The organism is Bdellovibrio sp., assembly GCF_047637665.1.
Taxonomy (GTDB): domain Bacteria; phylum Bdellovibrionota; class Bdellovibrionia; order Bdellovibrionales; family Bdellovibrionaceae; genus Bdellovibrio.
The window spans coordinates 39,558-53,581 of record NZ_JBLJBT010000020.1 but is presented as its reverse complement, the minus strand read 5'-3'; the positions used below and the strand labels follow the sequence as shown (position 1 = coordinate 53,581).

At 46.6% G+C, this 14,024-nt stretch carries 12 protein-coding genes and 1 tRNA gene; 9 read left to right on the top strand and 4 right to left on the bottom strand.

Annotated elements, in window-relative coordinates; all coding sequences use genetic code 11:
* Nucleotides 1-5: 5 nt before the first annotated feature.
* The 3 genes from dsrP to ACM64D_RS07000 are packed head-to-tail and all read left to right on the top strand — an operon-like array spanning nt 6 to nt 4,366.
* Nucleotides 6-1,217, top strand: coding sequence for a sulfate reduction electron transfer complex DsrMKJOP subunit DsrP (gene dsrP / locus ACM64D_RS07010; protein ID WP_415062485.1), 1,212 nt, complete (start codon nt 6-8; stop codon nt 1,215-1,217).
* Nucleotides 1,204-2,853 (top strand): cytochrome c biogenesis protein ResB, encoded by a 1,650-nt coding sequence (locus ACM64D_RS07005; RefSeq protein WP_415062484.1) that lies wholly within the window; start codon nt 1,204-1,206, stop codon nt 2,851-2,853. Before dsrP ends, ACM64D_RS07005 begins: the two co-directional genes overlap by 14 nt.
* A 1-nt stretch (nt 2,854) precedes the next feature.
* Entirely contained in the window at nt 2,855-4,366 is a 1,512-nt protein-coding gene (locus ACM64D_RS07000) for a cytochrome c biogenesis protein (RefSeq protein WP_415062483.1), read from the top strand.
* Between the two features lie 4 nt (nt 4,367-4,370).
* On the opposite strand, the gene ACM64D_RS06995 is transcribed toward ACM64D_RS07000, so the two are convergent.
* Nucleotides 4,371-5,474: a cyanophycinase gene (locus ACM64D_RS06995; protein ID WP_415062482.1), complete on the bottom strand. Its 1,104-nt coding sequence runs from the start codon at nt 5,472-5,474 to the stop codon at nt 4,371-4,373.
* A gap of 227 nt (nt 5,475-5,701) precedes the next feature.
* Between ACM64D_RS06995 and ACM64D_RS06990 the strand changes: the two genes are divergently transcribed.
* Nucleotides 5,702-5,793: transfer RNA gene (locus ACM64D_RS06990), tRNA-Leu, on the top strand.
* Nucleotides 5,794-6,039: 246 nt separating this feature from the next.
* Here the strand turns inward: ACM64D_RS06990 and ACM64D_RS06985 are convergent.
* The gene (locus tag ACM64D_RS06985) at nt 6,040-6,501 is read right to left on the bottom strand and encodes an ASCH domain-containing protein (RefSeq protein ID WP_415062481.1); all 462 of its coding nucleotides are present in this window, start codon (nt 6,499-6,501) and stop codon (nt 6,040-6,042) included.
* Between the two features lie 415 nt (nt 6,502-6,916).
* On the opposite strand from ACM64D_RS06985, the gene ACM64D_RS06980 reads away from it, so the two are divergent.
* A complete protein-coding gene (locus tag ACM64D_RS06980) occupies nt 6,917-8,911 on the top strand; it encodes an Ig-like domain-containing protein (RefSeq protein WP_415062480.1) in 1,995 nt (664 codons plus the stop codon).
* 218 nt (nt 8,912-9,129) lie between these two features.
* Complete coding sequence (locus tag ACM64D_RS06975) at nt 9,130-9,729, top strand: hypothetical protein (RefSeq protein ID WP_415062479.1); 600 nt, start codon at nt 9,130-9,132, stop codon at nt 9,727-9,729.
* A 48-nt stretch (nt 9,730-9,777) separates the two neighbouring features.
* Here the strand turns inward: ACM64D_RS06975 and ACM64D_RS06970 are convergent, their stop codons facing one another.
* Nucleotides 9,778-10,452 carry an RluA family pseudouridine synthase gene (locus tag ACM64D_RS06970; RefSeq protein ID WP_415062478.1) on the bottom strand — a complete coding sequence of 225 codons (675 nt, stop codon included), beginning with the start codon at nt 10,450-10,452 and terminating at the stop codon, nt 9,778-9,780.
* Complete coding sequence (locus tag ACM64D_RS06965) at nt 10,449-11,330, bottom strand: DUF1524 domain-containing protein (protein WP_415062477.1); 882 nt, start codon at nt 11,328-11,330, stop codon at nt 10,449-10,451. Before ACM64D_RS06965 ends, ACM64D_RS06970 begins: the two co-directional genes overlap by 4 nt.
* 291 nt (nt 11,331-11,621) lie before the next feature.
* Here ACM64D_RS06965 and ACM64D_RS06960 point away from each other — a divergent pair, with 291 nt between their 5' ends.
* From ACM64D_RS06960 to ACM64D_RS06950, 3 genes are all read left to right on the top strand, one after another.
* Nucleotides 11,622-11,810: a hypothetical protein gene (locus tag ACM64D_RS06960; RefSeq protein WP_415062476.1), complete on the top strand. Its 189-nt coding sequence runs from the start codon at nt 11,622-11,624 to the stop codon at nt 11,808-11,810.
* Nucleotides 11,811-11,944: 134 nt separating this feature from the next.
* Complete coding sequence (locus tag ACM64D_RS06955; protein WP_415062475.1) at nt 11,945-12,592, top strand: TetR/AcrR family transcriptional regulator; 648 nt, start codon at nt 11,945-11,947, stop codon at nt 12,590-12,592.
* Complete coding sequence (locus tag ACM64D_RS06950; RefSeq protein ID WP_415062474.1) at nt 12,589-14,022, top strand: TolC family protein; 1,434 nt, start codon at nt 12,589-12,591, stop codon at nt 14,020-14,022. The genes ACM64D_RS06955 and ACM64D_RS06950 overlap by 4 nt, the downstream gene beginning before the upstream one ends.
* The last annotated feature ends 2 nt before the right edge of the window (nt 14,023-14,024 follow it).

The following is a 14,024-nucleotide window of genomic DNA, read 5'->3' as shown; positions in this document are numbered from 1 at the left end:
GGTTGATGATGAAGTCCTATTTGAACTATTGGCTAAGAATGATCCGTTGCGCGATCGTAGGGCCTCCTGCCTTTTATATTTGGAATAGTATTCTTACATTTCTTTTTCTTTTGGGCGGTATTGCCTATATCTATCAACTGCAAAACGGTCTTATCGTCACCAATCTCACTGATCAGGTTAGTTGGGGTGCCTATATCGCAAACTTTACCTTTTTGGTGGGGGTGGCCGCCGCTGCCGTCTTGTTGGTGTTTCCGACGTATGTTCTGCATCGTGAAGATGTAAAAGACGTGGTTTTATTAGGGGAATTGATGGCCTTTACGGCGATCACGATGTGTTTGATGTTCATTTTGGTGGATATGGGACGTCCCGATCGTTTTACTCACGTGATGCCGGTGTTGGGACGTTTGAATTTTCCACGTTCCGTTTTGGCTTGGGATGTTGTGGTTTTAAATGGGTATCTCTTTTTGAATCTGCATGTTCCGGGATATTTGCTTTATATGACTTATAAGGGAAAGAAGCCCAATAAGTGGTTGTACATTCCCTTTGTCTTTGTTTCGATCGCTTGGGCAGTCAGTATTCATACGGTGACGGCGTTCCTGTATTCAGGATTGGGAGGACGTCCTTACTGGAATACGGCGATCCTGGCTCCGCGATTTCTGGTCAGTGCTTTTGCGGGAGGTCCCGCGATTTTGATCATCGTGTTCACTTTGGTGACGTTATTTACAAAGTTAAAAGTCAGACCCCAGGTCTTCGACATGCTCAAAAAAATTGCGATGGTTTTTTTGCCCATCAATATGTTTTTGTTCGGCAGTGAGATCTATAAAGAGTTTTACACTGACAGCGTCCATACGGAATCTATGCGCTATCTGTTTTTTGGTTCTCATGGGCACGCGATGTTAAAGCCCTATATTTGGGCCAGCATTGTGATGAGTTTCACCGCGATGGCGATTTTCTATACTCCGAAACTTCGTCAGAATTCGAAGACGCTGATTTTTGCCTGTGTGCTGGCGGTTTTGGGCATTTGGATTGAAAAAGGGATGGGTCTTATCATTCCAGGATTTATTCCAACTCCACTAGGTGACATGGTCGAGTATACACCTTCGTTGGTGGAATTTTTCGTCTGCCTGGGAATTTGGTCTTTTGGTGCTTTGCTCTTCACGATTCTTGCGAAAGTCGCCGTGGCGATTCAAGTGGGGGAGCTTCGTGAAAATTCTTAAAACAATTTGGAAAATCTCGGGCTCTGCGAAATTCGCCATTCCTCTTTTGGGGGTTTTCACTTTGGCGATGATTGTCGGAACGATTGTGGAAAGTCGTTTGGGGACTCACTTTGCCACCAGAGCGGTTTACTTCACTTGGTGGTTCTTTGTGATCCAGGGGCTGATGGTTTTAAGTTTGATCGTCGCGGTTTTGGACCGTTTGCCCGTTCGCAAAAGACTTACGGGGTTTTATATTGTTCATGCGGCGATCGTGCTTATTATCGCGGGCTCTGTGGTGACCAAGATTAAGGGACTCGATGGGGAACTTCAATTAAGTCCGGACGAGGCCGCTCAGCTTGTCAGAGTGAATGAAGATCAAATTTATGTTTCGACGCCACAAAAAGAGTATCAATTTTCGTTGCCCTTCACTGTGGGAGTTCAAGACTCTGTAAAACATCTTTTGGATGACGGTGATCTCAAGATTGATTTGCTCCGATTTTATCCCTATGCCAGTGTTGATAAAAATTGGATTGAACAAAAGGGTTACTGGGCGACGGATTGGCTTCTTAAAAATGACGATGTTGTACAAAAAGTGGAACTGATGTTTCCTCCAAGTGCGATTTTGTCAGACGAGGCGCAACTGGGGCCTATGAAAGTTAAACTTCTGTCGTGGAGCGATTTTGGCGGCAAAACAAAAGCCAAAGAGAGTGGCCTTGTTACGTTGCATATCAAAAATCAAGAGAGCCCTTTGCAGATCTCGCAGCTTCCGGCAAAGGTTCGTCTAGAGGATGGCTCTTTTGTCAGTCTTAAAAGTGTTCACGTAGAAAAGTCTTCGGTGCGCTTTATTGAAGTCATCTATGCGGGGAAAGTTTATAAGTTCTTTCCAAAATACTCTGAGTTTCCGATGTCAGATCATCTGGAAGTGGATAAAGAATCCCCTTTACGTCTTTTCGGCAGCGAAGCGACCTCCGGAGGAAAAAATCAGGTTCTGATCTCCCGAGACCCGTCGGGACGGATTTATATCGCTTTTCAGGTTAAGGGGGCTTGGCAAATCTGGCCCTACTCCGACCATGGAGTTCGACTTCCTTGGATGAATTTAAGGATGACTCTTTTAAAGCAGCGTGTGGATCAAAGAGCTGAACTTATCTATGAAGAGGGCAAAGCCCATAAAGACAGTGAGCGAAACACCATGGCAGCCTTAGTGCGAATCACGAAAGCTTCAGGTGACTCCGCAGACAGCAAAGAGGTCTGGTTGTCGGATGCGACCCGGGAAGATTTCACCGTTTCTGATATGGGTGTTTCTGGTTTTATCGGGAAAAAACTTGTCCGACTGCCGTTTGCGCTGACCTTGGATAGATTTAAGATGGAAACGAACCCGGGAACGGAGGAGGCTGCAAGCTATGAGTCCTTCGTGAAGGTGGGAGACGGTAATGAAACCGCTCACATCTATATGAATCATCCCTTAAAAAAAGAAGGTTTTACGTTTTATCAGGCATCTTATTTTCAGGACGATCAAGGGCAGTATCACTCAGTGCTTTCTGTGAATCAGGACCCAGGTCGTTGGCTTAAATACCTGGGATCTTTGGTTCTTATTGTGGGATTGTTGATTCATTATCTGATTGTTTATCGGGCGACAGCCGCTTCTAAGGAAGTGTAATTTGAAAACAGTTCTTTTTATTTTAGCGATATTTACCGGACTGACGTCACAGGCGCAGGAGTTCTGCCAGAACAAGTCCTTAGAGAATATTCCTGTTTTGGCGGACGGTCGTATTAAGCCACTTCGGGTTCATGCCACGGAATTGCGAAAAAAGGTTTTCACACACAATTGTGGAGTCTCGGATTCTGAGTTGTTTTGTTATCTTTCCCTGGGGCAAAGAGCGCAACTTCAAAACGAACGAAAATGTGAAGTTCTTTTAAAGGTTGATCATGAAAAGGTCATGAAACTTCTTTCCCGCGTCGGTCACGATGTGCCGCCTGAAATGGCTGAAAAGAATCAGTTTGTGTTAAGAACTGAATATGAAAACGAAGAGAGACAGGGGCACAAAGAATCAGGATATGCGCTCAGTCTGGCGCGCGTCCTCACGGGATTGGCCATTTTGAAAGAGATAGAGTCGGGACAGGATTGGAAAGTGCTCGATGATTCCCATCAATGGCAGCCGATCGCACACGTGAGTCCCGAGGCTCTGGAAAAAACACTTTTTTCTCAGGAAGGTTTTTTGAAGTCCTCCGAGGCCGAATCGTTGAAGTATGAAATTATTTTGGATCGGTTGAATCCTTTTTCTGTCGCGATCTGGGTGGGGCTTGTCGCATTTCTGCTGACCTTGGGGGCTATTCGAATTCCCAGATTATTCGTTTATGGATATTTTGCCTCTATTGCTCTTTATCTGTTGCAGATTTTGACCATGGTTTTACGAACTCTTGTGTCGGGGCGGGCCCCGGTGGCGAATATGTTTGAAACTGTGATGTGGGCTGGTTTTGGTATTTTGACTCTGGGGTTGATCCTGAGTTGGAAGAAGCGTGATGCAAAAGTTCTGAGCATTGCTTTAGGGGTGATTGTTATTGTCCTGTTTATGATGAGATTTTCAACGACCATGCTAGATAGTAGCATTCGTCCTTTGGCACCGGTGCTTCGGGATAATTTCTGGTTAAGCACTCACGTTACCACCATTACGTTGTCTTATTCTTGTTTTGCCTTTGGCTGGTTTATTGCCAACGTGGCCTTGGTGATGTTTCTCATGGGGCGAATGACACTTTCTCAAGTGTTAAAAATGAATGAAACCATCCGCTTGAACATGCAGGTGGGAAGTGTTTTGTTGGCGGCGGGAATTATTTTGGGTGGCGTTTGGGCGGATTATTCTTGGGGGCGTTTTTGGGGTTGGGATCCTAAAGAGACCTGGTCTCTGATCGCCTTGATGATCTATATGATGATCCTGCACGGAAAGTACGCGGGTTGGTTTAAGAATATTCACTTCACCATGTTAGGCGCTTTTGGATTCATGTTTGTGTTGATGGCCTGGTTCGGGGTGAACTACATTCTGGCCACAGGACTTCATAGTTACGGCTTTAGCTCTGGAGGAGCGGCCTTCTTGGCAAGCATCTTCGGCGCACAGATGGCAATTCTTTTAGGTGTCTGGATTCGAGTCAAGACAGCCTCTGGCGGCGTGGCTTAAGTATCTAGCGAGTCGGCCATTCCTCAGCGGGGCTTTCCCCAATGACCGGAAGAAATGGATTGGACCCATCAATCCACCAGTATTGGGAGATTCCACCAAAGCCTCGCCATAAAGACATATTAAATCTGGCGCTGGGGGTGTCAGAACCTTTAATCGTGTAAGCCGCAATAGCTTGGCGGCTGCCGAACCAATCCAAAGACGATCCCGGCTGGATCCGCTCAATCGGGGTCAGGCCTTGAAGGAAGTAGACACTTCCAACTCCATAGACCTGGGCAATGCCCGTATCGTCATAACAAACCGCAGTTCCTTCGTCCGCGCCGATTCCTCGGATATTCTCATAGTAGATGTCGTCATAGTTATTATAGATGGCGCGAGCCATGAATCCCATCAGTCTTCCTTTGCGATTGCGCTGACTGAAGTGAGTTTCCGTGATGACATTTTTCATGTAGGGAGGAACCAATACCTCTCGATCCAGGGCGAGGAACTTTCCGGTGGGATCTTTAAGAGCGTCTTCGGACGTCACAAAAGCTTTTTTGTTTGCGGGGGAGGGGAGATCGGCGCGGTAATCAATTCCTGCCAGAAGAGCCATCCCCGCACTGCTGCCTCCCACAGGAATGCGTTTGGTGCGCATCACATAGTCGACGGCCTTAATCAGGCGTGAGTTTCTAAACCAGTTGATATAGCGAGATTGATCACCTCCCGCAAAGAACACCAACTCGGCGTTGAGGATCATGCGTTCCACATCAGCTCGATTGGCGTCCCGGGCTCGGGAAATGGTGATGGTTTTTACCGAGTTGACCCGAGGAAAACCGTTTTCACCTTCATCGTTATAGATCCAAGGTTCATAGCCTCCGCGTTGGCCGTCGCTTCGAATGATCACAATGTCGCCACCACCGGAGGCTTCCAGCATGGCCCGCCAGCCTTGCCCCCAACGGTTGTCGCTGCCACCTCCGGCTAAACAGATCAAAGGGGTTGTGGAGGTTGAAATATCGGTCGTACTGCCTGTTGTATGAATTCTGACGGCGTAAGCAGGATGAACCACGGTGAGCGTGAGAATGAGAGTGCGAGCGATGAATTTCCTTAAGACTTTAAAAATGTCTACCAGCATTTCAGGCTCCATTAATCGTTGGGACCACTCAAAAAACGGTACCATAGATAAAAGAGGCTGCTCAAGTTTCCAGGGGTTAATGGTCGCGGTGGATTTTTTTGCGTTCCGGCTGGGGCCTTTTTCTTCTATCTGTTGATTATTTAAGCATTTTTAGGGGTTAAGGCCTCTATTTTCGGGGTTCGACTATTGACCTTTATCATAAGAAATGTTTGAGTGTTTGTTCGCGTGCCCCGGTGGCGAAATTGGTAGACGCACAGGACTTAAAATCCTGGGCTTCCTTTACAGGGGCGTGCCGGTTCAATTCCGGCCCGGGGCACCATTTCCTCTTCTTTTGCTTCAGACAGTCCTCGCTCGGGCTTACTTCACTTAATTAAGTTAACTTTTTGACTCGATGATTTTCTTTTGCCTTCGTGTTGACTACAGAGGCCTGCGGAACTCGCAAAAGAAGAGGAAATGGTGCTCGTGGATTTGGGATATTACTTGCTGGCCCCGCGGGCGTCGCGGTCGGGAATGCGCCAGGTTTCGACAATTACTTTGGCTAGTTCTTAAGTTAAGTGGTTCGGGATTAAGGGAAAACTTTTTCAAATTCTTCAAAAACAATCGGCATTGATTCATTAAAGATAAGACCCATTTTTTCGAATTCTTCTTTGTAAAATTTAATATGAACTCGCCGCCAGTACTGCAGAGTTCGATCACCTTCACCTTCGCGATAGGCATTTTCTTCTGAAATCTTATTGAATGGAATAATGGAAACCTTGGTGGTTTTGACAATGCAAACGGCGTTTCGGTCCCAGTCGGTTACTACAAAAATGCCATCCACGGATGGAAGCTGGCCTCCAGTTTTCTGAATAGACCAAAGAGATTGTGCCGTAGCACGCTTGATGCCTTTATTTACTAAAATCGCAAGTTCATTGGCTTCTTTTTCATTATTGCAAAACAAATCGGCAAGGATCTCCGCTGGTGCCGATGTCCCTATTAGCCGATGATAGTCCTGCCACATTTTCTTTACCGATTCGCTGAAATCCATGAAGACTTTGTACTTCAACGTAATTGAGCTGTCCATAAAAGGAATAGTTTCGATACTGAACAAGAATTAAATAAGACTGACTTCCTGACTCGCACGACTCGCTGTTTAACAACAGCATCTCGATATTCTTCTAATAATGGGTACCACTTCCAACAGTACAGATTCTACATACAGCTGAAAGAACACAGCGTTCGGCGAAGAAAAACTCGTGATTAGCGTGGATACTTTATGCCCTTTAGTTTTTCAATAGGCTTCGCTCCTGGATCTCTTGGGGAGTTGTGAAGAAAGTGAGGTTGAATCCATTTGCGATGTTCCCCTGTGATAAAAGCACATTGATGTCCATAGAATAAAAATGCAAGGAAAGACTTATATCTCCCGGCGATGAGCCGATAAGTAAAGACATCCTGGAGATAATATGCGCGTTCTGGTAACTCTTCTGTTTTTGCTCCAAAGTGCTTGCACTTTAGATAGTGTTATTCAGGAACTTCACCTGAAGTCTATTGACTCGGCGGTTCTGGATCTTGATGGTCAGATTATTGTGACGTCTCACAATAAGACTGCTGTGCATATCAAAGGAAACTGCTCACCCGAAAGTATGATGTTTCAAATAAGGAGCCATCAGGGCTCTTTTCCCGTGACCTGTGAAAAGGGCCTATGGGAAGTCGACTTGGACTTGAGTGGCCTGCCAGAGGGAAGTCAAACCATTGAGGCGGTGATCGAAGAGCAGAATCTTGTGTTTCAGTGGCCGGTCCTCAAAGACACGACTCCTCCTTCAGCATTGACCTTGGTTTTGGAATCGGGGGCTCCCGCCACCTCAAAGCTCAACATCAATGCCGAAGTCGGTGGCGCGGATATTGACTCCATCTATTTGAGCGAGTCCTCCGCATGCATCGGTGGAGGGACGTGGCAGAAGTGGACTCCATCGACGACGTGGCTGCTTTCTGTCGGTGATGAGGTGAAAACGGTTTATCTGAAGGCTCGAGATGCATATGGCAATGAATCAGCCTGTATTAGTGAAAACATTGTTCTGGATACGACACCTCCTGAGGTCACCTTGTCCTATGCAGGATCGAACGCCTTTTCCGAAGCAAGCTTTTCTTTAACCATCACACCATCAGAGGATGTGACCGGTTTGAGTCTGTCCAGCTTTTTACTTACGAATGCGACGTTGAGTGATCTTGTCGTCACGGGATCTGGTTACACTGTGACGGTCACGCCAAGTTCATACGGAGTGGTGCAGGTGACTTTGAATGCAGATGCGGTTCAGGATGTTGTGGGCCTGGGTAATTCCAGCGCAGTCAGCATATCGCGGACGTACAGCGCTGTTCCGATCTTTGCAGGGTATATTCCGGCCTCTAAGATGTCAGATGATTTTCTGTATGTTTCAAGTGGAATAGTCAGCATTTGCAACATGACGGCTGCCAATAGTTGTGTGGCGATTCCGGCATACACTGATGCAAGTTCCGCGGTGGTAACATTAACGTCTGCGCGCTTGTTGCTAAATGGAGATGTGGTCGCGGTTGGATATGTAGTGGTGGGAGGCTATCGGCAGGCTGTTGCAGCTTTATATGATATCAGTGCAGGGACATGGGCAGAGTTAAATCGCTTCTCTTACGAGGCTACCACCGGCTCAGACGTATACTCTGTGGCGGTGTCTCCGTCGGGCTCTTTGGCGATGTTGGTCTCAGCTAAAGATTCCAGTGGAATTTTGAACGTCATTGTTCGGGAGCTGCGGGCGGGAGAACCTGAGGTATGGCAATCCGTCGATGTGTTTAATCGCGGTGGATCCCTTGGTTCGGCATCGGAAATTATGTACACCAGCGATGAAAGTTTGATCTGGGCCGGGAAGTTGTACAACAGCTCATTGCAGTCGGCGGGTTTGGTTCGTCGAAGAGACGGGACCGACAATAGTAAATGGTCCACCGTCGATCAATATGTTCATGGCGGTGTGGAAACAGGTTTTATGGCCCTGGATGTTTTCGAGGACAAGATTTTCCTTGTCGGCTGGATTGGCGGCGGTACCCGCCAGATGATCCTTCGCCAATGTCTCATTTCTACCAGCAGTTGCACCAATCTTCGCGTGGAATCTGTTGGTGGGACAGACACGTATCCGAATAAAATCATGACAACGAACGGAACAACTTTGTACATCTCGTCTTCGAATCGGTCGGGTCCGAGCGGATCTTCGCAGTCGCTTTTGTTGTCTTATGATGTGCCCGGCAATCAACTCACGCAGAAGCATGCATATCAATTGGCGTCGGGCTGGAACTCCAATCCTACCGTTTGGATGGGATTTGGCATTGATGGGCGAATCTGGAAGTTTAGCACGGGATATGATGGGGCCACGACAAAGAATATTATGAAGTTCTACTCAAAGACCGGGGATCTCATTGATGCTTATGTCTTCTAGATGCGATCCACCTGATTTCGGGTGTCGAACTTTTATACGTTGTAAAGATGGGTCATCAACGGGGCGATAAGTCTGTCCGTCATGTCTGCCTAGCAAATTGCGCTTATTGTAAGCCAGATCGAGTTTAACTGGGGTTTGGCTCGAAAAATACGTGGTATGGGGAGTGCAAAAGGATATCTTTCGGATAGCTCTAATAACTATATCGAAAGGACCTCTTTATGAAGAAAATGAAACTCCTTAATGCTTCTGCAGCGCTCTGTCTTGCGTTTTGTGGAACGCTTGCCTGGGCAGGCGAATCTTTTCCAATTTATGGATCGGCATCGCCGACTAAAAGCTCCCAAGGTTCATTTTGTGACTATGGTACGTGGGGTGACTGTCTTATTGTAAGCGAATCTGCTTACAATGAGGTGCATGCCGCAGAATTCCCTAGATTTGATTCTGGCACGACCATGACTCTCGGTCGGTCGGTGCGCTTTGATGTTAATGAAAATATGAAAACCCTCATTAACTTTAAAAATATGAACGTAAATGTTGAGCTTCGCTGGGGGCTGACTGCCACGCATCCTCAGATTTTGCAGCCTCGTGTCTTGAAGATTAAGAGTGTATATTTCACAGTCGACCGGACTCTTGTTATTGAGACTGACGGGGATTCCGCAGTAGACAAAATTGTTGTGCGTGATCAGAGCATAGACACCTCAGAAACCTTCGCAAAACTGGCTATCCTCAATGGTAATATCTGGGATCTGCATCCAGAGCTTATCAAAGCTCTTGGTTCGGTGGGTATCACCTTCAAATTTTCCGCTGCGACAAACCTTTAAGGATCATTGATACATGTGAAAGAGGGCGAAGTAACTTCGCCCTCTTTTTTAGAGAGATTTTTTGAACTCTTCCATGTCCCGGGGCACGGGGCATTCGATGTTCATCGCTTGTTGTGTGAAGGGATGTGTAAACTCCAAGCGAAGAGCATGTAACATAAGGCGAGGAGCTTGTGGGGCTTTGGGGGAAGGATAAATATCGTCCCCATAGATGCCGAGGCCCTCTTCGGCAAGATGAACGCGAATCTGGTGCATCCGTCCCGTAAGGGGCTTGGCTTCAATCAAGAGTCCTTTTTTATAAACTTCGAGTCTGCGAAATAGAGTTTGTGCTTTGTCGCCTCCAGAACGTACGGAGTGCATCTTCATTTTCTTTAAAACAGGGTCGCGAGTTTCAGCCAGGTGATTTTGGACGTCCCAGCTTTCAGGGGTCTTGCGAAATTGAGTCAGGCAGAGATAGGTTTTTTGGATGAGATGCTTCTTGAACATCTCCGCCAGGGGTTCGTTGGCGATCTTATTTTTTGCAAAAATCATGACCCCCGAAGTGTCACGATCAAGTCGATGATGAAGGGCGAGATAGAAACTATTCCCGCGTTCTTCGGTCAGCTGTTTTTTAAGAAGAGTAAAAAAATCCGGTCGTCGTTTGTCGACAGTGGGTTGCGAGGGGAGGCCGGCTGGTTTTTCTGCGGCTAAAAAGTACTCGTCCTCGAAGAGAATCTTAAAGATCATCTCTTGTTGATCATGCAAAATTCTAGGTTGCTATTGATGTACTGGCGCTGTTCTTCGATTTCTTCTTTGGAAAGACGGAAGTCAGAGATATTGCAGTTGTAGTTCGTCACCACTTCATGGATGGCTTGAACTTCATCGGTCGTCATATTGAGCTTCCAGATCAACTTAATCGCCAGCCAGTCTTTAACATACTGACAACGATAAGAAAGTTCTGATGGAAGGTATTTATCAGGAGCACGATCTCCCTTGGACGTGTTTTCACGAACCGTGGAAGGGACGAGGTGATTGCGGTACCCCATGTAGTTGGCATATAGACAGCGTGTTTTATAGTCCCATTGCCAAGCCCCCGCTAGGTAGGCGTGCTTTAGAGGAACCATATGATCAATCTGAATGTCCTTAGAAGAAGTGAGTTCTTGATTTGAATAAGGATCTAGCCACTTGCCAGACTCAACAACACAGTTGCGTTGATTGCGGAAAGTAACATCTTGTTCGCTATCACGAACCAGAACTTTCGCGCGGGTATTCATACAAGTATCGTCAGTGGGATCGTTGATCCAACGTCCGAAGTGAAGCTTACGCATGTAGTTCTCAATAGGCTGAGGGCGCTCTTCACTGTGCAGAGTCCATTTTAATAAATTGATAAGGAGCTTTTTGGCCGCCTGAAGGAACTGGTCGGGGCCAAACTCGGCAGAAAACTCATTAAAGCCGCTATGGGATATTTTTCGGCCCGCTTCTGAGTCGAGGTTTCTTTCGTCGATAGTATAGTATTCGCGATAAACGGGTTCATTTTTAGGGGCGGCGGTACTGGATAATGGCTGTGCGTGGGCAAAACTTGCCAACCACATTGCGAATATAATCATCCATTTCAATGATTTCATCGGGTCCCCCTCCGTGAATCGGAATTATTAAGCCCCAGATCGAATTTAGATTCAACAAAACAATGTGTTAGGATTTGGTTGATTTTGCACACTCTGCATTAAGTCTTCTATAGCAGGTGAGTTTGCACGATTTTTACACAGATTTAATAAGCGCTGTTTCATGAAATGGTCCTTGGCGTGAATAATATATAGGCAGAGGGTGGGGTGGCTAAAGGTAGGGAGCGAGTTCTTTTGTTGTCTCTGGGGCAGAAATGTCGCTAAGCTATTGATATTCAACAATAGGAGAACCTCATGAACTTCAAAATGATCGTTTTGACATCTGTTGCAGCTTTGATGATGGGAGCTTGTGCTCACCATGGACACCATAACTGCGGTAGCTGCAGTGGGAAAGAGACCACTAAAGAGTGCGCAACAAAAGAATGCCCCATGGACAGCAAGAAAAAGTGTTCTGAGTGCGAAAAATCTGAAAGCGCCAAGTAGTCTGCTGCCTAAAGATTTTTAATTTAAACCCCTGTTTATACAGGGGTTTTTTATTTCCCCCGAAGGGGGCTGTAAAATTCAAACAAACGATTAAAGCATTTGATTAAAGCGTTTGTTTGAATTACCGTACTTCCATGAACTCATTAAAAGATCTCAAGCCTGAAGAGTTAGGACCTCGGCAAAAAATTATCGAGGCGGCCACCGTGCTGTTTGCCCATGAAGGGCTGCATGGCACCAGCACCCGGGATATCGCGCGAGAATCAGGGCTGAATGTCAGTCTGATCAGCTATTATTTCGGCGGCAAAGAAAATCTATATAAAACAGTGATCCAAGAATTTGTCCTGAACGTTTTTTCGCATATTGAGAACGTTATCAACGAGTTTGAACAGGATGAAGTGAGTGCCAAGTCCATCGAGCGTGCCATTCGTTCTTTGATAGAGACGCTTGTTGATATGCGGGTCGCCAACCCTCACGTGGTGAAGATCCTCACGCGTGAAAAGATCTCTGGTCTGCCGTTCTCACGCGAAATTCATGAGACGATGCTGACGAATGCGGGAGAAAAAATTGAGTCCATCATTGCTCACGGGCAAAAGGCGGGAGTTGTTAATAAGAAAATCAATTCGCGTCTTTTTTTGATCTGCCTGGTTGAGGGAGTCATGGGTTACTTCAATATGTTGGACTGTCAGTGTTCTTGGAACAAGGGCCTTTACGAAATGCCCGATCAAAGAAAAGAATTTACGAATCAAATTTCGACGTTGTTTTTGGAAGGGATTTTAAAATGAAAAAGGGAACCGTTGTTATCGGTTTGTTTTTTTTAGTGTGGCAACCCCAGGCTTTTGCGATGAGTTTGCAGGAGTTTTTAAAGGCCGTTGAAGGCAATCATAAGGGAGTGCAGTCGTACGAAGTGTCGAAGGGAGCTTCCGAAGATCGCAAAGAAGCCGGGGATATTGAGCTTGTTCCTGTATTTACGGCAGGACTGGGATATCTCAATGATAAGAGCCCTCTGGGTCAGTTTGTGCAGTTTGGAGCCAGTCAAACGACGGCAAAGGACTTGAAGTTGGGTTTGGCGAAGAAGTTCTCTACGGGCACGAGTGTCAGTCTTACGGCAAATGCCAGTGAGATTGAAAATGAGGGAACTTTATTGAATCCTTCTTTTGGAAAGTTTGCCTATGGATCCATGGGGCTGGGAGTCAGTCAGTCTTTATGGAAGAACGCGTTTGGAACGGCGACGCGCCTTCGTTGGGAGCGTCAAGACGCCGCAACGTCGGCTGAAGTGGGACGCTTTGATTTACAAAAAAAGCTGTTGTTAGTAGAGGCGGAAGCCGCGTTTTGGGACTACCTTTATCTGAATGAAAACCTCAAAATTGGTCGCGCCTCTTTGGAACGCGCAAAGCGGATTGAGGCTTGGACTCGTCGTCGCGTGAATGACGGAATCAGTGATCGCGCAGATCTTTATTCGGCTCAAGCCTTGGTGGCGGCTCGTCAGTTGCAGTTGGTGTCATCAGAGGACGATCTGGCTGCCGCGAAAAGAAAAATTCGGGACTTTTTGGAGCTCGCCGACTCTGAGGCCTTGCCGGAAATGACCGGGAATATTTCCCAGACGCGAGCCCTGAATGCGATGGTCGATGGTAAGTCAGGAAAAGTCGTCGCCCTGGATGCTTATTTAGCGTCACTCAATGCCAAAGCAATGTCTTTAGTCGCGAAGGAAACAGAGGATGCCTATAGCACCGATCTGGTTTTGTCAGGAGCTTATAATACAAACAGCTTCCGTCCTAATGACTCAATGGCAGATGCGACGGCCAAGTGGACTGACACCAATCTTCCAACCTGGAAGGTGGGGCTGAACATGGTTTACATGTTTGATACCGACGTGAAGAGTTCGGCTAAGTCAGCAGCCCGCAAGGACGCTTTAGCTGCGAAATTGCAGAGTGAACGTAAAATGTTGGATAGTGAAAGTTCTTGGATTGAATTGAACCGTCGTTATTCAGAGATGAGCAAAAGAATCGAAAATGCCTCTGAGATTTCTCGTTTGCAGATGGCGGCCGCCAAAGCGCAAACGGATTTATTTAATAAAGGACGTTCCATCACGGCCAACGTGATTACTGCGGAAGAAGACGCGGGAAATGCAGAGTTGGCCTTAGTAAAGTTGAAATCAGAGCAAAGAAAGATGGAGGCTCAAGGACGTCTGTTTGTCGTCATTGAGGAGAAATAACA

What these genes read in the sequence shown, in the direction of transcription:
- ACM64D_RS06960 (WP_415062476.1), top strand. Translation starts at nt 11,622, where the DNA reads ATGAACTTCAAAATGATCGTTTTGACATCTGTTGCAGCTTTGATGATG.
- ACM64D_RS06995 (WP_415062482.1), bottom strand. Translation starts at nt 5,474, where the DNA reads ATGCTGGTAGACATTTTTAAAGTCTTAAGGAAATTCATCGCTCGCACT.
- dsrP (WP_415062485.1), top strand. Translation starts at nt 6, where the DNA reads ATGATGAAGTCCTATTTGAACTATTGGCTAAGAATGATCCGTTGCGCG.
- ACM64D_RS06970 (WP_415062478.1), bottom strand. Translation starts at nt 10,452, where the DNA reads ATGATCTTTAAGATTCTCTTCGAGGACGAGTACTTTTTAGCCGCAGAA.
- ACM64D_RS06975 (WP_415062479.1), top strand. Translation starts at nt 9,130, where the DNA reads ATGAAGAAAATGAAACTCCTTAATGCTTCTGCAGCGCTCTGTCTTGCG.
- ACM64D_RS06965 (WP_415062477.1), bottom strand. Translation starts at nt 11,330, where the DNA reads ATGAAATCATTGAAATGGATGATTATATTCGCAATGTGGTTGGCAAGT.
- ACM64D_RS06985 (WP_415062481.1), bottom strand. Translation starts at nt 6,501, where the DNA reads ATGGATTTCAGCGAATCGGTAAAGAAAATGTGGCAGGACTATCATCGG.
- ACM64D_RS06950 (WP_415062474.1), top strand. Translation starts at nt 12,589, where the DNA reads ATGAAAAAGGGAACCGTTGTTATCGGTTTGTTTTTTTTAGTGTGGCAA.
- ACM64D_RS06955 (WP_415062475.1), top strand. Translation starts at nt 11,945, where the DNA reads ATGAACTCATTAAAAGATCTCAAGCCTGAAGAGTTAGGACCTCGGCAA.
- ACM64D_RS06980 (WP_415062480.1), top strand. Translation starts at nt 6,917, where the DNA reads ATGCGCGTTCTGGTAACTCTTCTGTTTTTGCTCCAAAGTGCTTGCACT.